Source organism: Ornithinimicrobium panacihumi (assembly GCF_052073805.1).
In the GTDB taxonomy this organism is placed as follows: Bacteria; Actinomycetota; Actinomycetes; order Actinomycetales; family Dermatophilaceae; genus Ornithinicoccus; species Ornithinicoccus panacihumi.
In genome coordinates this window covers 144348-160205 of sequence record NZ_JBQGWG010000007.1, presented here as the reverse complement: position 1 = coordinate 160205, position 15858 = coordinate 144348, and the positions used below count along the sequence as shown (strand labels likewise).

Here is a 15858-nt window from a genome sequence, read left to right as displayed (position 1 = left end):
CGCACTGCGACTGCTGCGCAGACGACTCTCCGACGCCGTCTACTCCGCCCTGCGCGCCGACCAGATCCCTGCCTCCAGGCACGTCCAGCAGGCCGCCTGATTCCTCGCCTTGACATAGGAGCATCGCGGAGCTCGACCGCCCCTCAAGTCGCTGATCGACTACGTCGAGGCGCACAAGGACCAGTTCGGGGTCGAGCCGATCTGCACCGTCCTCACCGAGGCCGGCGCCAAGATCGCCCCGAGCACCTACTACGCAGCCAAGAAGCGCCCGCCCTCCAACCGGGCCCTGACCGACACCGCCCTCGATGAGCGCATCCAGGCCACCTACAAGGCGAATTACCAGGTCTACGGGGTCTGTCCGATGAACGGTGTTTCTGGCGTTCATCTTCAGAGGTTCTCCGCGGCCGGCATGCGGTCGGCGAAGGTGACGGCGAAAGCGTTGAGCGCGGGCTTCCACCGCATGGTCCATCGTGCCTGGCCGGTGCCTTTGGGGTCCAGGCCCCTGGTGACCAGGTAGAGGCACTTCAGCGCGGCCTGCTCGGTCGGGAAGTGCCCGCGCACGGTGACCGCGCGCCGGTACCGGGCGTGCAAACTTTCGATGGCGTTGGTGGAGAACAGCACGCGTCTGATCTCCACGTCGTAGGCCAGGAACGGGGTGAACTCCTCCCATGCCGCTCTCCACATCTTGGGGATCGCGGGGTAGGGCTTGCCCCATTTCTCCTCCAGCTCCTCGAACGCCGCCCATGCCGCCTCAACCGAGGGTGCGGTGTAGATGCGGCGCAGGTCCCCAGCGAGCTGGTCCCAGTACTTCCGGCTCGCGTAGCGCAGCGTCGCGCGGATCAGGTGGATCACGCAGGCCTGCACGATCGCCTGCGGGAAGACCGCGTGCACGCTGTCGGGCAGGCCCTTGAGGCCGTCGCAGACGATGAAGAACACGTCGGCCACGCCGCGGTTCTTCAGGTCAGCCAGGACGTTCATCCAGAACTTCGCGGACTCGCCACCACCCTGCCCGGCCCACAGCCCCAGGACGTCGCGGCGACCGGCCAGGTCGACCCCGATCGCGGCGTAGAACGGCTGGTTGCCGACCTGCCCGTCGCGGACCTTCACGTAGATCGCGTCGATGAAGATCGCCGCGTACACGCCCTGCAAAGGACGCGAGGACCAGGCAGCCATCTCCTCAAGCACCTTGTCGGTGATCCGGGAGACCGTGTCCTTGGAGATCGAGGCGCCGTACACCTCCTGGAAGTGCGCGGAGATCTCGCCGGTGGTCAGGCCCTTGGCGAACAGGCTGATCGCGACCGCATCCACGTCACTCAGGCGCCGCTGTCGCTTCTTGACGATCACCGGCTCGAACGTGCCGGCCCGGTCCCGCGGCACCGCGATCGTCACCTCTCCGGCGGCGTCGGTCAGCACCGTCTTGGGCCGGGTGCCGTTGCGGATGTTCCCGCTCTCCCCGGTGGGTGGCTGGTGCTTGGCGTGCCCCAGGTGCTCGGTCAGCTCCTCCTCCAGGGCGGCCTCCAGCACCGTGGCGGTGATCGCCTTCAGCAACCCGTCCGGGCCGGTCAGGTCCTCACCACGTGCCCGGGCGGCCTTGACCAACTCCCGAACCGCAGCCTGCTCGGCCTCGCTGCGCGAGGTCGTCTTCGTCACCTTCTTCGGCATCGAGCTCACGCTCGTGATCTTCTCGGTCATCACACGACCTTCCCCGCCAGCTGCGCCGGCGCGTCGGGCCAGAAACACCGTTTGGCGGACAGTCCCGGTGGCCGGGATGGTCGCGGGTGCGGACAGCATCGAGGCGATGGACCTGGTTCGTCACGGCGGGATGGACCGGCTCTTCGAGGCGCACCGGGCACCGACCACGCTGGGCACCCACCTTCGCGCCTACTCTTTCGGGCACGTGCGTCAGCTGGACGCGGTCGCCTCCCGGACGCTGGTGAACCTGGCCGAGGAAGTGCCGGGCCTGCTGGCCGGCGCCGACCAGGTCGCCTACCTCGACGTCGATGACACGATCCGCGCCACCCATGGGTATGCCAAGCAGGGCGCGGCCTACGGGTACTCAGGGGTCAAGGGCCTCAACGTCCAGCTCGCCACCTTGTCCACCCCGACCGTCGCACCACTGGTCGTGGGCACCCGGCTGCGCAAGGGCAACGTCGCCTCCGCCCACGGCGCGTCCCGGCTGATCGGCGATGCCCTGGCCACCGCCCACCGTGCCGGCGCCACCGGGATGGTGACGGTGCGCGCGGACTCTGCCTACTACAACCACGCCGTGGTCACCGCCGCCAAGGCGGGCGGGGCCAGGTTCTCGGTCACCGCCCGGATGGACCCGGCGGTGACCGCGGCGATCTCTCGGATCCCCGAGGACGCGTGGGTGGGCATCAGGTACCCCGAGGCGATCTGGGACGAGCACGAGCAGCGGTGGATCTCGGATGCGCAGGTCGCCGAGGTCGAGTACACGGCGTTCACCTCCCGGGCCAAGGCCGAGCACGTCACCGCCCGCCTGATCGTGCGCCGCGTCAAGCGACTCAACCCCAAAGCGGCCAAAGCGGGCCAGGACGAGCTGTTCGCGGCCTACCGCCACCACGCCGTGTTCACCGACTCACCCCTGGCCATGCTCGAAGCCGAGGCCTCGCACCGGGACACGCGCTCGTCGAGCAGGTCATCGCCGACCTCAAGGCGGGCCCCCTGGCCCACGCACCCTCCGGGGACTTCGCCGCCAACGGGGCGTGGACGGTGCTGGCCGCGATCGCGTTCAACCTCACCCGCGCCGCCGCGACCCTGGCCTCGGCCAAGCACGCCCGCGCCCGTCCGGCCACGATCCGCGACCAGCTGGTCAACATCCCCGCCCGGATCGCCAACCGGGCCAGGCGCCTCCACCTGCACCTGCCCACGAACTGGCCCTGGCAGCACGCCTGGGAGGCCATGTTCGACACCGCCTACGCCCCCGGCTGACACCGCCCCCTGACCGCACGAGGAACGACCCCAAGTGGAAGAGCCGGACAGACCGGCGGCCCCGCCATGCCCCGTCCGCTCACCATCCCGAAATCACCCCGCTGAAACCCGAGCGCAGAAAACCACGAAGGCGCGTCGGCGGATCGAGGCTGAGGGGACACGCGAGAAGGCCCCGCCCTGGAGGACCAGGGGCGGGGCCTTCTCGTCACCTCCCGCCGACGTCGTCGGCGGGTGAGGGTGGAGGGTGGGTCAGCCGACGCGGCCGTAGCCGGAGACGCCGCTGAAGATCGCGCGGAGCTGGGTCGGGATGCCCGGGCGGCCCGAGTCGTACATCATGCCGTTGCCGGCGTAGATGCCCACGTGGTAGGCCGGGTAGCCGAAGAACACCAGGTCGCCGGGCTGCGGGTTGCTCACCGGGGTGGCGTAGGACTGCTGGGCAGCGGCCGTGCGCGGCAGCGAGATGCCGTGCTGGGCGAAGACGAACTGGGTGTAGCCGGAGCAGTCGAAGCCGGCCGGGGTGCTGCCGCCGTAGACGTAGTAGATGCCGGTGTAGGCCGCAGCGGTGGCCAGGACGCCACCGGTCGGCGCGGGGGCCGCGGCGGGCTCGGGCGCGGGGGCCGGGGCGGGCGCAGGAGCCGGGACGGCCTGCTGGACGGGCGCCTGGCGCTCGTTGTCGCGGCTCGCGGTGGTCTCGGTGCGGGTCTCGACCTGCTGCTGGGCCTGCTGCTGGGCCTGCTCCTGGACCTGCTCCTGGACCGGGGCCTCCTCGACGACGGCCTCCTGGGCCTCGACGACGGCCTCCTGGGCCTCGACGACGGGCTCCTCGACGACCTCCACGACCGGGGTGGTGCCTGCGAAGCCGGTGGTCCCGAAGACGGCGACCTCGATGTTCTTGGGGGCGGCGGCGGCCACGGCGGGACGCTCGGCCGCGGCGACGGCCTCGACGGCCTGGACGACCTCGACGAGGGCCTGCGGACCGGCGACGTGCGCCTGGTCGGAGGGGGCGTCGGGGGCTGCCTGGGCCGCGATGCCCGTGCCGGCGATGAGGCCGGTGGACGTGGCGGCGACCGCGGCGGTGCGGGTCAGGGCGGTGCTGGCCGTGCTCAGTCGGCTCGGCTTGCGGTGCCGAGCGATGTGGCGGTGCGTCACGTTGTGGTCCTCCATGTGCCTGCGGGGTGAGCTGTCGGGCTGGGGGTGGAAGTCCCCTGGTCCGGCGGGCCGGACCTTCGCCCCAAGGAGTCCGGGACGACTCCAGTGGTGGTTCCCCCGCTCCTGTCTGCGGTTGTTCAGCGGGACATCCGGGCACACTGACAGGATTGGGCGTGTGAGCCTGGAAGCTCATCCCAGGGGGAGATGAGCCGTGGACACGCTACAACGGCTCCCTCGCCGATGTCACGCTCCGGTAACGAATCTGTGGACAACCTCCGTGGGCGGCCACCTGCGCAGTGGCCCCGACCAGCGACAACACCGGGAAGGACGGGTCTGCCACCCGGCCAGGAGTGATGGATCTCACACGACGCCACCCGCTCGCGGACACGCCGGAAGCCGCGGGAATGAGCCCCTCCAGCCCCGCCCGCACCACTACATGTGGTGCCGCTCGAAGCTCAGGAGCAGAAGATGTGGGCCGCGACGTCGAGCGGCAGCGACACCGCCGCTCCGCCGGCGGCCTCGATGATGGTGCGCTCGTCCTCCTGCCAGACCTGCACGGTGGCACCGGGACGGACACCGGAGTCCAGCAGCAGGCCCAGGACCTCGGGGTCGACCTGCACCGGCTCACCCAGGCGGTCGACGATCGCCTCGACCCGGTCGCCCCCCTCGCCCAGCTCGCTGCTGGGACGGCCGCGCGCGGGGCGAGCTGCCTCATACCCCAGCTCCTCCAACCCCGGCACGGGGTTGCCGTAGGGCGAGGTGGTGCCGTCCGAGACGAGGCCGAGGATGCGTCGCTCGACCTCTTCGCTCATCACGTGCTCCCAGCGGCAGGCCTCCTCGTGGACCATCGCGGGATCGAGGCCGATGACGTCGACCAGCAGACGCTCGGCGAGGCGGTGCTTGCGCATCACGCGGACCGCCTCGAGCCGGCCGGTCTCGGTGAGCTCGAGCACCCGTTCCTCGGTGAGGCTGAGCAGGCCGTCGCGCTCCATCCGCGCCACCGTCTGCGAGACGGTCGGGCCGGACTGCGCCAGTCGCTCCGCGATCCGGGCACGCATGGGGACGACCCCGTCCTCCTCGAGCTCGAGGATGGTCTTGAGGTACATCTCCGTGGTGTCGATCAGCTCGCTCACGGCGCCCATCCTACGAGGGAGCACCGACGGACCGGGCCGTTCATGGCTGCAGGCGGCAGCGGCGCCACGCTGTCGGGTCGTCCAGGTCGCCCGGCCCGGTCCGCTCCCACAGGAGTCGGTCGTGCAGGCGGCTGCGGCGCCCCGCCCAGATCTCGACCGAGTCGGCGACGATCCGGTAGCCGCCCCAGTGGTCCGGCACCGGCACGGCGTCCGGCTCCCCGGTGTCGGGGAAGCGCTCCGCGCACTCCTGGTATGCGGCTTCCAGGCTCGCGCGGTCCCGCGCCGGTCGGGACTGGGCCGAGGCGTGCGCGCTGACGCGGGAGGACCAGGGGCGGGTCCGGAAGTAGGCGGTCACCTCGTCCCGGTCGAGCAGCTCGGCGCGGCCGCGGAACCGGACGGCGCGGAACATGGAGGGCCAGGTCAGGGATGCCGCGACGCCCGGGTTGGCGGCCAGCTGCCGGCCCTTGGCGGAGTCGAGGTTGGTGAGGAAGTAGGGGCCGCGGGCGTCCAGGCCCTTCATCAGCACGGTGCGCACGTCGGGCAGGCCGTCGGCGTCGACGGTCGCGACGCTGATCGCGGTCGGCTCGGGCACGTCGCCTCGCTCGGCCTGCCGCCGCACGGCCTGCTCCGCCCAGGCCAGGACCAGCGGGAGCGGGGCGTCGGGGGCCTCGGCCTCGGAGAGCCCCTCGCCCTCGTAGTCGACCCGCTCCGCCCCCAGCCCGTGGCTCACGGCGTGCGCTTCGTCCGGCGCGGCAGGTGGACGGTGCGGCGCAGCGCCTCGGGTCGGACCCGCTTGGCCGGGTCGGCGTTGAGCAGCAGCGCGTCGTAGGCGATGTTGGTGTGCGGGTGGGTGCCGACCGGCTCGTTGCGGGAGAAGACGACCCAGTAGGACTCACCGCCGTGGAAGACCTGCTGCAGCGTCCCGTCGACGACGGAGTCGGCGTGGGCCAGTGCCTGCTTGCGGGCGCCGGCGCGCAGCTTCTGGGTCTGGTCGGCGACCAGCTGGCGGGCGGCGCCGTCCTTCCTGAGCAGCTGCTCGGCGACCTGGGGGCCGTACTTCTGGGCGAGGGTGTAGACGACGGGGCCGTACTTGAGCGCAAGCTTGGCGAGGTTGGTGGCAGCCACGGGGCCTCCTGCTAGGGGTGAACGTCACCACGGTAGGTGATGCGGCGGTGATGCACAGGGTCAACGTCCGACGGCATAGCCCTGCATTCCCCGGGGGTTCGCGGCGGCGCTGAGCACACCGGTCTCCGGGTCGCGGGCGACGGCGCACATCCGGCCCAGGCTCCAGGGCCCCTGGTCGACCAGGACGTGCCCTCGGCGCCCCAGCTCGGCCAGCACCTCGGGGGCCAGCCGGGACTCGTGGACGAGGACGCCCGGCTCGGTCGCGCGGGGGTGGAAGCTGCTGGGGAAGCTCGTGGTGTGGAAGGTCGGGGCGTCGATCGCCTCCTGCAGCCCCAGCCCGCCCACGAGGTGGCGCAGGAGGAAGATGCTCTGCCACTGGTCCTGCTGATCGCCCCCGGGGGTGCCGCAGGCCAGGACGGGTATGCGGTCACGCAGCACGAGCGTCGGCGTCAGGGTGGTCCGGGGTCGCCTCCCGGGGACCAGGGAGGAGGGCAGACCCTGCTCGAGCCAGGCCATCTGGAGGCGGCTGCCCAGGCAGAAGCCCAGCTCGGGGATCGTCGGGGAGGACTGGAGCCAGCCGCCGCTCGGGGTCGCCGACACGAGCATCCCCCACCGGTCGACGACGTCGACGTGGCAGGTGTCGCCGCGGGTCTGGCCGTCACGCCGCACCGTCGGCTCCCCCGTCGTCGCGTCGCGGTCGTCCGCGCCGTCGACGTGGAGCGCCATCGCGGCGACGCGGGGCTCGCGGCCGCCCGGCGAGCCGGGGCGCAGCTCCTGGCTGGCGCGGGGGCCGATGAGCGAGGCGCGGGAGGCCGCATACCCGGGGTCGAGGAGGTCGGAGAGGGGCACGTCGGCGCTGTCCCCCAGCCAGGCCTCCCGATCGGCCATCGCCAGCTTCCACGCCTCGACAAGGGTGTGGACGCCGTCGGCCGTGTCGAGGTCGAGGTGCCCGACCTCGTCGACCATCTGGAGGACCTGGAGGAGGGCCGGGCCCTGGCCCCAGGGCCCGGTCTTGGCGATGGTGTGGCCGCGCCAGTCGAGGGTGACCGCGTCCTCCCAGGTGGCCTCGAAGGCGGCGAGGTCGTCGGCGGTGATGACGCCGGGCAGGACCTGGCCGCCGGAGTGGCGGAACGCGCGGCGGGCGAACTCGCCCACGGCCTCGGCGACGAAGCCGCGCGACCACGCCGCGCGCACCGCGTCGATCCCGTCCTCGCGGCTGCCCGTGCTGCAGCTGGCGCCCGCCTCGTCCTCGGCGGCGAGGAGACGCTCAAGGGTGTCCGCCCAGGCGGGATTGCGGACCAGGCTGCCGGGCTCGGGCGCGGCGCCGTCGACCAGCCAGAGGTCGGCGGAGGTGGTCCAGTCGGAGGTGAAGAGGTCCGCGACGGTGGCGATGGTGGCGCTGGCGCGCCCCAGGATCGGGTGCCCGTCGCGCGCATACTCCAGCGCGGGGCCGGCCACCTCGCGCGCGGTCAGGGTGCCGCGGTCGCGCAGCAGCACCATCCAGGCCTCGAAGGCGCCCGGCACGGCGCTCGCCAGCGGGCCGGAGCCAGGGACCCGGTCGAGCCCGACGGAGGCGAAGTGCGCCGGCGTCGCCGCTGCCGGCGCGGGCCCCTGCCCGCACAGCACGCGTGGCGTGGGGTCCTCGACCGAGGCGACGATGAGCGGCAGGTCACCGCCCGGCCCGTTCAGGTGCGGCTCCACGACCTGCAGGACGAGCCCGGCCGCCACGGCTCCGTCGGCGGCGTTGCCGCCGAGCTCGAGCATCCGCATACCGGCCTGGGAAGCGAGCCAATGGGTGCTGGACACCATCCCGAAGGTGCCGGTGAGCGTCGGCCGGGTGGTGAAGGTCATCTCAGAGGAGCATGCCCAGCACGGGCGTGAGGATGAGTGCGGCCAGCGCGACGAGGACGACGATGCGGCGGGTGGTGGCGTTCAATCAGTTCACCTTCTCGGGGACGGGCTCGGTGACCACGGCGCCACGCTCCAGGGCGAGCGGGCGGGTCCAGCTGGCCCGCAGCCGCAGGCGCAGGTTGTCGTGGCGCATCACGTAGATGGTCGCAAACACCGCCGTCAGCATGCACACCGTGGCGGCCAGGAAGACGGTCAGTCGGGGGCCGTAGGTCTCGGCGAACCAGCCCAGCACGGGCGAGCCGATCGGGGTCCCGCCCATGAAGACCGCCATGTAGAGAGCCATGACGCGGCCGCGGACGGCCTGGTCGGTGGTCAGCTGGACCATGGCGTTGGCGCTGACCATGACGGTGAGGGCGGCCAGCCCGGTGGGGATGAGCAGGAGGGTGTAGGTCCAGAAGCTGGGCGCCGCGCCCACCACCATGAGGCAGGCGGAGAAGCCGATCATCGCGCCCAGGAGGAGGCGCCAGCGGGGGCGCTCGCGGCGGGCGGCCAGGAGGGCACCGGCCAGCGACCCGATCGCCATGATGGAGCCGGTGACCCCGAACTCCTCGACGCCCTTGCCGTAGACCTCGGTGGCCATCAGGGCGTTGAAGAGCTGGAAGTTCATCCCGAAGGTCCCGTGGACGAAGACCAGGACCATGATCAGCAGGATGTCGGGGCGTTGCCGGACGTAGGCGACGCCGTCGCGGACCCGGCCGCGCTTGGCAGCCCGGGGCGGCGAGGTGAGCTCGGCGGTGTTCATTGACAGCAGGGCGATGATCACCGCGATGAAGGTCGTGGCGTTGATGAGCAGCGTGGGTCCGGTGCCGACGGCGGCGATGAGCAGGCCCGCGACGGCGGGGCCGATGAGGCGGCCGGAGTGGAAGGAGGCGGAGTTGAGGCCGACGGCGTTGGTCAGCTGCTCCTTGGGCACCATCTCGGAGACGAAGGCCTGGCGGGCCGGGGCGTCGACGGCGGCGGCCGAGCCGGAGAGGAAGGCCAGGGCATACATGAGCCACAGCTCCATGTGGCCCGTCAGCACGGTCACGCCCATGACCAGGGCCATCAGCGCCATGAAGGACTGGCTGGCCAGCATGACCTGGCGCTTGGGGAAGGTGTCGCTGATCGCCCCGGCGATCGGGCTGAAGAGCAGGATCGGGAGGAACTGCAGACCCGTCACGATGCCGAGGGCCTGGGCGGAGTTGTCGGTCAACTCGGTGAGCACGACCCAGTCCTGGGCGACGCGGCCCATCCAGGTGCCGGTGTTGGAGACGATCGCGCCGGTGGCGTAGATGCGGTAGTTGCGCACCGACAGCGCGGAGAACATCGCGCTCATCGGCCCACGTCCCGGGACAGCAGGTCCTCGATCAGGTCGGTCGCCTCGGCCAGGACGGCCCGCTGCTGGGCGGTCAGGGCGGCCAGGCGCGCGGTCATCCAGGCGTCGCGGTTGGCGCGCTCGACCCGGACCAGCTCCTCGCCCTCGTCGGTGAGCGAGAGGTGCACGACACGGCCGTCGTGCTCGTCGGCGGTCCGCCGCACGTAGCCGCTCTCGCACAGCTGCCCCACGGCCCGGCTCATCGTCGGCGCGCTGACCTGCTCGGTCGCGGCCAGCTCGCCGACCGTGGACGGCTCCACCGAGAGCCGAGCCAGGATGCTGAACAGGTGGGGAGCCACCGCGTTGTCCGCGTCGAAGCGCACCCGCCGGGCGACCCTCATGCACGCGATCCTCAGCTCGTGGGCGAGGTCGGCGACGGCGGGGTCCGGGGTGGGGGCGGGATCGGAGTCTGACACAACCACTTAGCCTAACTCATTATCTGGGTTAACGACTCACGCGCGCACTCCCCCTTCCCCGCTCCGTCCCCCTTCCCCACCGGGCGCAGCGAATGGTTGCTCCCAGCCCCACCAGGCGCAGCGAATGGTTGCCCACACCCCCACCAGGCGCAGCGAATGGTTGCCCCGAGCCCCACCGAGCGCGGCGAATGGTTGACCTCACCCCCGCGGACCGACCCGGGTGCCGGGCGCCTCATACCTCCACGAGCCTGGCCAAGCCCACTTCATGCGGCTTCTGAACCTGGGTGTCGGTGATAACCGGCGTCAAGTGGAGTTCCCCTCATGAAGTGGGGCTCCCCGCATGAGGTGCTCCGCCGAACGGTGCCGGTCCCTTACGGTTGTGCCGTGGAGCAGCAGCCAGCCGACGAGCGCCGCACCGAGGACGACGGCAGCATCGTCGACAACAGGATCAGCGACGCGGACGGCTCGATCACGCCGCCGGAGGTGCCGCTGCGCACGATCACTCTCGTCAAGTGGGGGCTGGTGGCCTGGGCCGTGGTGCTCGTGGTGATGCTGGCGATCCCCGCGCTGCGCACCGGCGACCGCGACTGGTGGATCTGGGTGCCGGTGGCGGCGATCCTGCTGGGCGGGCTGGGTTATGTCTACCTTCGCCGGGGGCGCGGCAACGCCTCGATGGCCTAGGTATGCGGTGACTCACCCGGTCCGTCAGGTCGCCTGAGCACCGGGCGTCTGAGCACGCAGTGATCCATCCGCGCGGTCCCTGAGCAGACCACCCAGGACGCGTCAGCGCTCGGTGAACTCGATCTCGCCGTCGTCGTCCAGCACCGGAGGGTCGATGCGCTCGGGGGCGCGCTTCTCGACGTCGACCTCGCTGTGCGCGCCGCAGCCGAAGGCCAGCGCGACGACGGAGCCGTCTGCGGGCGACCACTCGTTGGAGCAGACGCCGAAGACCGAGCGCAGGGCACCGGCCATCGGCAGGAAGTAGCCGCAGGTCGAGCAGGGCTTGGGCGCCTTCCGAGCCGTCTCGCTGGCGGGCCCGCGGTCACCGTCGAACCAGCGCGTGGCGGCGGCGTCGCGACCCTCGGCGGACAGGACCCGCTCGCGGCCGAGACCGAGCTCCCACTGCGCGACCTGGTCCACGTCCTCCTCGCCGGTCGCCTCCCAGCCGGCCTCCAGGTGCGGGTCGTCCTCGACGTAGGGGGTGCGGTCGTTGGGGCCGATGTCGCCCGGAGCGAGGCGATCGGCATACGGGACCCACTCCGGCGACAGCAGGGCTCCGGCGCCGGGCAGGAGGTGGACCTCGCTGACCGTGGCGGTGCGTGCGCGCGGAGCGCGCGAGAGGGTGACGGCCCAGCGCCAGCCGGGGTAGGCGGCGGCGGTGCAGGCGAACGAGTGGGTCATCACCCGGTCGGCCTCGACGACCGCGCTCAAGTGGTCGCCGACGGTGCCGGGCTCGGCGATCTCCTCGGCCGCGGTGCGGGCGAGGTCGATCGCGGCGTCCAGGACGGCGTCAGGCTTGGGAGCGACCAAGATCAGTTGCCCGCCTCGAACTGCTCGGCTACGGCGCGGAGGGCCTTGCCCAGGTTGCGGCCGTGCGTGCGGTCGGGGTAGTGACCCTTGCGCAGCGCGTTGGACGCCTGGTCGAGGAGGGTGATGAGGTCCTCGACCACCACGACCATCTCCTCGGCCGGCTTGCGGTCACGCAGGGTCAGCCCGCGGGAGACGGACGGGGCCGGGTCGAGCAGGCGGACGTGCAGCGCCTGATCACCGCGCTTGCCCGCCACGATGTCGAACTCGACCTTGGCTCCCCGCTGCAACGTGGTGGCACCCTGGGGCAGCGCTGAGCGCGGGACGAAGACGTCGTGACCCTCGTCGCTGGAGAGGAAGCCGAAGCCCTTCTCCTCGTCGTAGAACCTGACCTTGCCGGTAGGCACGGAGCACCTCGAGATGTATAGGGGGTGATGTACACGGATGGAGCGGTCCCGCAAGGATATCGCCCGGTGCACCTGCCTGCGAACCTGACGACCTCCTCCTTGGGACGGAGCGCCAGGACCGGTCCTGCGAGGGATGGCCTGCCCGGCGGCGCCGTGGTCGGATGGGGTCAGGAGGGGAGCGCACCGGCGCCTCCGGAGAGGAAGAGCATGTTCGGCAACCAGCAGGCCATCGACCGGCTCGAGGCTCGGGTCCGTGAGCACGACCGCATCATCGACCAGCTCTGCGCCAAGCTCGGCATCGACCGTGCGCAGGTGGACCCGGTCGGCACCCTGGACGCGCAGGAGCAGCTCCTGGTGCAGCAGGGCAGGCCGATCATGGCGATCAAGGAGTACCGCCGACGCACCGGCGCCGGCCTGCGGGAGGCCAAGGACGTCGTGGACCGCTTCAGCGGCCGCTGAGGAGCAGACCGTGCCGCCGGGCGGGGTGAGAGGTCCTGGCGGCCAGGGACCGCTCGTTCCGGCAGGAGATCGGCAGTGCCACGGGACATACTCGACGGATGGGCATCCTCGATCACCGTGACCTGGGCACCTCCGTGCGCCGTCTGGCCGACACCGTCCTGCCGACGGAGCACGGTGAGTTCCGGATGACGGCCTACCAGGATGCCGACGGGACCGACCATGTCGTGCTCAGCGTCGGCCTGCGCGACGAGGACGGCTCCCGGGACCGCGCACCCCTGGTGCGGGTCCACTCCGAGTGCCTCACCGGCGACGCGCTGGGCTCGCGCCGGTGCGACTGCGGGGAGCAGCTGCAGCAGGCGTTGCACCTCATCCACGCGGACGGCTGCGGAGCCCTCGTCTACGTCCGCGGCCATGAGGGTCGCGGGATCGGGCTCGGGGAGAAGCTGCGGGCCTACGCCTTGCAGGACACCGGGATCGACACCGTGGACGCCAATCTCCAGCTCGGCTACCCGGCCGACGCGCGGACCTACGGGCAGACCGTGGCCATGCTGAGCGATCTGGGGGTCGACCGGATCCGCCTGCTGTCCTCCAACCCGGCCAAGGAGGAGGCCCTCTCCCTGCTCGGCCTGGTGGTGGAGCGCCGGGAGCCGCTGGTCGTCCCCTCCCGCCCCGAGAACCAGAGATATCTGGAGACCAAGCGCACCAGGATGGCTCACGACGCCGCGCCGCAGGACGACTGGGGCCGGCTGCTCACGGGCGACGTGCCTTCCGACGGCGATCTGGCGGACCGGTATGGGGCGCTCGTCACCTGGGAGGGGCCGCTCGTCCTGGCCCAGCTGGGGCAGAGCATCGACGGCTTCATCGCCAGCCGGACCGGCGACGCCAACTTCGTCACCGGCGAGGAGGACCGCGAGCACCTGCACCGGCTCCGCGCCCTGGTCGACGCGGTCGTCGTCGGTGGTGCCACGGCGGCGGCGGACGACCCCCGCCTGACGGTCCGCGCCGTGGAGGGCCGCAACCCGACCCGCGTCGTCCTCGATCCCGGCGGGCAGCTGCCGGAGGACTCCTCGGTCCTGGTGGACGGGGAGGCGCCCACGCTCTGGGTGGTGGGCCCGGAGGCCGCGGCGAGCCGCAACGGCACGGCCGAACCTCTGGCCGACCATGTGGAGCTCGTCCGCTGGGACGCGCCCGGGGGCATGGCTCCGGAGGACGTGGTGGCGATGCTCGCGCGGCGGGGGCTGCACCGCGTGCTGGTCGAGGGCGGCGGCCGGCTGGTCTCGGAGTTCGTCCGGCAGGGATGCGTGGACCAGCTCTACCTGACGACCGCACCCGTGCTGATCGGCGACGGGATCCCCGGGTTGCGCCTGCCTGGCCACGACGTGCTGGCAGACGCCCTGCGTCCGCCGGTGCGGCGCTGGGTGCTGGGCGAGGACGTGGTGAGCGTTTTCGACCTCTCAGGACGCGGGCGCTGAGCCGGGGAGGATGAGCAGGTCGACGTGGTCGACGACCACCCGCAGGACGCCGGCCTCCAGCTGCGCCAGCCGGCGCGCGTGCCACGGCTCCACGACAGGCGCCAGCGAAGGGTCCTGCTCGAGGACGGCGTCGACGCGCTCGTCGAGCCAGCGGCGAAGGAGACCGGCGTCACGATCGTCCAGCTCCCACGGGGTGGGAGCAGCCACGACGTGCACCCCGGCCCTGGCCCCGGCATCGCCATCGCCATCGCCATCGCCATCGCCATCGCCATCGCCATCGCGATCCTCAGCGACACCGGCGCCACCCAGGTGCTCGACCAGCCGGTCAGCGGCGTCCGGTCCCGGCCGTCCCTCGCGCTGCTGGTGCGCGTCGAAGGCGGCCGCGACCACGTCATCCTCCGGCTCGCGGGGGGACCACCCCACCCGGCCCGTCACGGTCAGCGCCAGCAGGGCAGGGCAGCGCGCCGTCACGAGCGCGTCCGCCAGAGATGCCAGCTGGTGCGCGGTCAGGACGTCCAGGAGCGCGGAGCAGGTGACCAGCACCGGGCCGTCCCCCGACAGGCCGGCGAGGATGTCACCGAGCTCGGCCACGTCGGCGACCACCCGGTCGGCGCCGTCGTGCGCGGGGCTGGCCAGGAGGGTGGCGTCGTGGTCGACGGCCGTCCAACGCTGGGCGGGCGGGAGGCGGGGCGCGAGATAGCGGTGGTTGGCGCCGGTCCCCGCACCCAGGTCGACGACGCGGGCCCCGGCGATCTGGGCGTCGTCGGAGCGGCCCAACCGGTCCACGAGGGCGCGCAGGAGGTCGGCCGATCCCTCGTCGCGGGCGCGGGTGTCGGCCTCGGCGCGGAGCGCGAGCCAGTCGGCGCAGGCCACCTCGACAGGGGCGGGAGCGCGGGCGGCCGGCTCGCGGTCGAGGGTCATCCCTCCATCATGCGGGCCAGCGCGACCTCCAGCTGCTCCACCGTGTCGCTCCAGCGCGGCAGATGCTTCCGGCGCTGGATCGCCGCGTCGTGCCACCGCTGCCGCAGCCCCGCATCGGTGAGCCACTCCCGCAGGGCGGCCGCGAGCTCTCGCGGCGAGGAGGTGTCGACCTCTCGTCCGGGCACGGGCCCGCCCGGCCCCACGAGGGCCTCCACCGCGCCGGTGCCCGCCCCCACGATCGTCGGGATGCCCCGGGCGTGCGCCTCGACGACGACCATCCCGTAGGTCTCGCTGCGCGAGGGGTGCACCAGCAGGTCCGTGCCGGCCCAGACCTGCTCGAGCTCCTCGTCACCCAGCGCCTCGCACCACCTCACCCTGGCTCCGAGGAACCTCTCCTCGGCCTCGTGCTGCAGCGAGCGCAGGTGCCACGGGTCGGGCGCCGGCCCCACCACCGACATGCTCCAGGGCAGGTCGGAGACCTGCTCCAGCGCCTCGATCGCCAGGCCCTGGTTCTTCAACGGGGTGATGGCCCCCAGCATGAGCAGCTGCGGCTCCTGCCACGAGCCGGCCGCCAGCGGCGCCCGGTCGACGCCGGGCAGGGCGACCGCGACCTCGTCCAGGCCGTAGGCCCTGGAGAGCCGGTCGGCCGCGAACCGGCTCGTGGCCACGACCACCTCGGCCGCAGCCAGGGCGCGGGCCTCCCGGCGGTCCAGCTCCGCCGCGGCCTCCCCGGTGGCCCCGGCCCCCTCGGAGAGCACGGAGTGCACCAGGATCGCCACCGGCCGCCGCCCGGCCACCTCCTCGACCACCTCCGGCACCGAGCAGGCGACGAGCCCGTCGATGACGACACAGCCCTCCTCCTGACGCTCGAGCACCTGGGCGAGGGCCGCCCTCGAGGCGTCATCCGGCCACGGCCACGCCCCGGGCACCTCGGCCACCCTGACCCGCCGCCCCACGGTGGGCCAGGCTGCGGCGACGGCTGCGTCATACCTGTCCCCGCCGCTCGGACCCTGTCCCACGCGCTCTGGGACCACG

17 protein-coding genes, 1 riboswitch and 1 other annotated feature are annotated in these 15858 nt (G+C 72.4%); of the genes, 4 read left to right on the top strand and 13 right to left on the bottom strand.

Going from position 1 to position 15858, the window contains the following annotated elements:
* Nucleotides 1-119: 119 nt before the first annotated feature.
* Nucleotides 120-241, top strand: a sequence feature (AL1L pseudoknot).
* Nucleotides 242-387: 146 nt separating this feature from the next.
* Together ACTMMA_RS09150 and ACTMMA_RS09145 are read right to left on the bottom strand one after the other, a co-directional pair.
* Entirely contained in the window at nt 388-1662 is a 1275-nt protein-coding gene (locus ACTMMA_RS09150) for an IS256 family transposase (RefSeq protein ID WP_441189820.1), read from the bottom strand.
* Between the two features lie 591 nt (nt 1663-2253).
* Nucleotides 2254-2376 carry a hypothetical protein gene (locus ACTMMA_RS09145; protein ID WP_441189806.1) on the bottom strand — a complete coding sequence of 41 codons (123 nt, stop codon included), beginning with the start codon at nt 2374-2376 and terminating at the stop codon, nt 2254-2256.
* Between ACTMMA_RS09145 and ACTMMA_RS09140 the strand changes: the two genes are divergently transcribed.
* Nucleotides 2365-2949 (top strand): transposase, encoded by a 585-nt coding sequence (locus ACTMMA_RS09140; protein WP_441189805.1) that lies wholly within the window; start codon nt 2365-2367, stop codon nt 2947-2949. The two genes, ACTMMA_RS09145 and ACTMMA_RS09140, sit on opposite strands and share 12 nt — an antisense overlap.
* 249 nt (nt 2950-3198) lie before the next feature.
* Here the strand turns inward: ACTMMA_RS09140 and ACTMMA_RS09135 are convergent, their stop codons facing one another.
* The 7 genes from ACTMMA_RS09135 to ACTMMA_RS09105 form a co-directional block, all read right to left on the bottom strand.
* A complete protein-coding gene (locus ACTMMA_RS09135; RefSeq protein ID WP_441189804.1) occupies nt 3199-4098 on the bottom strand; it encodes a C40 family peptidase in 900 nt (299 codons plus the stop codon).
* Between the two features lies 1 nt (nt 4099).
* A riboswitch (cyclic di-AMP (ydaO/yuaA leader) is annotated at nt 4100-4251 on the bottom strand.
* A gap of 302 nt (nt 4252-4553) precedes the next feature.
* Nucleotides 4554-5231 (bottom strand): metal-dependent transcriptional regulator, encoded by a 678-nt coding sequence (locus ACTMMA_RS09130; RefSeq protein ID WP_441189803.1) that lies wholly within the window; start codon nt 5229-5231, stop codon nt 4554-4556.
* 40 nt (nt 5232-5271) lie between these two features.
* Nucleotides 5272-5961 (bottom strand): pyridoxamine 5'-phosphate oxidase, encoded by a 690-nt coding sequence (gene pdxH / locus ACTMMA_RS09125; protein ID WP_441189802.1) that lies wholly within the window; start codon nt 5959-5961, stop codon nt 5272-5274.
* Entirely contained in the window at nt 5958-6356 is a 399-nt protein-coding gene (locus ACTMMA_RS09120; protein WP_441189801.1) for a hypothetical protein, read from the bottom strand. The genes pdxH and ACTMMA_RS09120 overlap by 4 nt, the downstream gene beginning before the upstream one ends.
* 60 nt (nt 6357-6416) lie before the next feature.
* Complete coding sequence (locus tag ACTMMA_RS09115; RefSeq protein ID WP_441189800.1) at nt 6417-8207, bottom strand: gamma-glutamyltransferase family protein; 1791 nt, start codon at nt 8205-8207, stop codon at nt 6417-6419.
* A gap of 85 nt (nt 8208-8292) precedes the next feature.
* Complete coding sequence (locus ACTMMA_RS09110; RefSeq protein WP_441189799.1) at nt 8293-9582, bottom strand: MFS transporter; 1290 nt, start codon at nt 9580-9582, stop codon at nt 8293-8295.
* Nucleotides 9579-10037, bottom strand: coding sequence for a MarR family winged helix-turn-helix transcriptional regulator (locus ACTMMA_RS09105; RefSeq protein ID WP_441189798.1), 459 nt, complete (start codon nt 10035-10037; stop codon nt 9579-9581). Before ACTMMA_RS09105 ends, ACTMMA_RS09110 begins: the two co-directional genes overlap by 4 nt.
* A gap of 384 nt (nt 10038-10421) precedes the next feature.
* On the opposite strand from ACTMMA_RS09105, the gene ACTMMA_RS09100 reads away from it, so the two are divergent.
* On the top strand, nt 10422-10718 hold the full coding sequence (locus tag ACTMMA_RS09100) for a DUF2530 domain-containing protein (RefSeq protein WP_441189797.1): 297 nt from the start codon (nt 10422-10424) through the stop codon (nt 10716-10718).
* Between the two features lie 102 nt (nt 10719-10820).
* Here the strand turns inward: ACTMMA_RS09100 and ACTMMA_RS09095 are convergent, their stop codons facing one another.
* Both ACTMMA_RS09095 and ACTMMA_RS09090 read right to left on the bottom strand, forming a co-directional pair.
* On the bottom strand, nt 10821-11567 hold the full coding sequence (locus ACTMMA_RS09095; protein ID WP_441189796.1) for a DUF3027 domain-containing protein: 747 nt from the start codon (nt 11565-11567) through the stop codon (nt 10821-10823).
* Between the two features lie 2 nt (nt 11568-11569).
* On the bottom strand, nt 11570-11971 hold the full coding sequence (locus ACTMMA_RS09090) for a cold-shock protein (RefSeq protein ID WP_441189795.1): 402 nt from the start codon (nt 11969-11971) through the stop codon (nt 11570-11572).
* 207 nt (nt 11972-12178) lie between these two features.
* Here ACTMMA_RS09090 and ACTMMA_RS09085 point away from each other — a divergent pair, with 207 nt between their 5' ends.
* Nucleotides 12179-12430 carry a hypothetical protein gene (locus ACTMMA_RS09085; RefSeq protein WP_441189794.1) on the top strand — a complete coding sequence of 84 codons (252 nt, stop codon included), beginning with the start codon at nt 12179-12181 and terminating at the stop codon, nt 12428-12430.
* A 98-nt stretch (nt 12431-12528) separates the two neighbouring features.
* Nucleotides 12529-13902 (top strand): GTP cyclohydrolase II, encoded by a 1374-nt coding sequence (gene ribA / locus ACTMMA_RS09080; protein WP_441189793.1) that lies wholly within the window; start codon nt 12529-12531, stop codon nt 13900-13902.
* Here the strand turns inward: ribA and ACTMMA_RS09075 are convergent.
* Both ACTMMA_RS09075 and ACTMMA_RS09070 read right to left on the bottom strand, forming a co-directional pair.
* The gene (locus ACTMMA_RS09075; RefSeq protein WP_441189792.1) at nt 13885-14823 is read right to left on the bottom strand and encodes a class I SAM-dependent methyltransferase; all 939 of its coding nucleotides are present in this window, start codon (nt 14821-14823) and stop codon (nt 13885-13887) included. The genes ribA and ACTMMA_RS09075 overlap by 18 nt on opposite strands.
* Entirely contained in the window at nt 14820-15857 is a 1038-nt protein-coding gene (locus ACTMMA_RS09070; RefSeq protein ID WP_441189791.1) for a glycosyltransferase, read from the bottom strand. The genes ACTMMA_RS09075 and ACTMMA_RS09070 overlap by 4 nt, the downstream gene beginning before the upstream one ends.
* Between the last annotated feature and the right edge of the window lies 1 nt (nt 15858).

What these genes read in the sequence shown, in the direction of transcription:
- ACTMMA_RS09150 (WP_441189820.1), bottom strand. Translation starts at nt 1,662, where the DNA reads ATGCCGAAGAAGGTGACGAAGACGACCTCGCGCAGCGAGGCCGAGCAG.
- ACTMMA_RS09145 (WP_441189806.1), bottom strand. Translation starts at nt 2,376, where the DNA reads ATGCCCACCCACGCGTCCTCGGGGATCCGAGAGATCGCCGCGGTCACC.
- ACTMMA_RS09115 (WP_441189800.1), bottom strand. Translation starts at nt 8,207, where the DNA reads ATGACCTTCACCACCCGGCCGACGCTCACCGGCACCTTCGGGATGGTG.
- ACTMMA_RS09110 (WP_441189799.1), bottom strand. Translation starts at nt 9,582, where the DNA reads ATGAGCGCGATGTTCTCCGCGCTGTCGGTGCGCAACTACCGCATCTAC.
- ACTMMA_RS09085 (WP_441189794.1), top strand. Translation starts at nt 12,179, where the DNA reads ATGTTCGGCAACCAGCAGGCCATCGACCGGCTCGAGGCTCGGGTCCGT.
- ribA (WP_441189793.1), top strand. Translation starts at nt 12,529, where the DNA reads ATGGGCATCCTCGATCACCGTGACCTGGGCACCTCCGTGCGCCGTCTG.
- ACTMMA_RS09075 (WP_441189792.1), bottom strand. Translation starts at nt 14,823, where the DNA reads ATGACCCTCGACCGCGAGCCGGCCGCCCGCGCTCCCGCCCCTGTCGAG.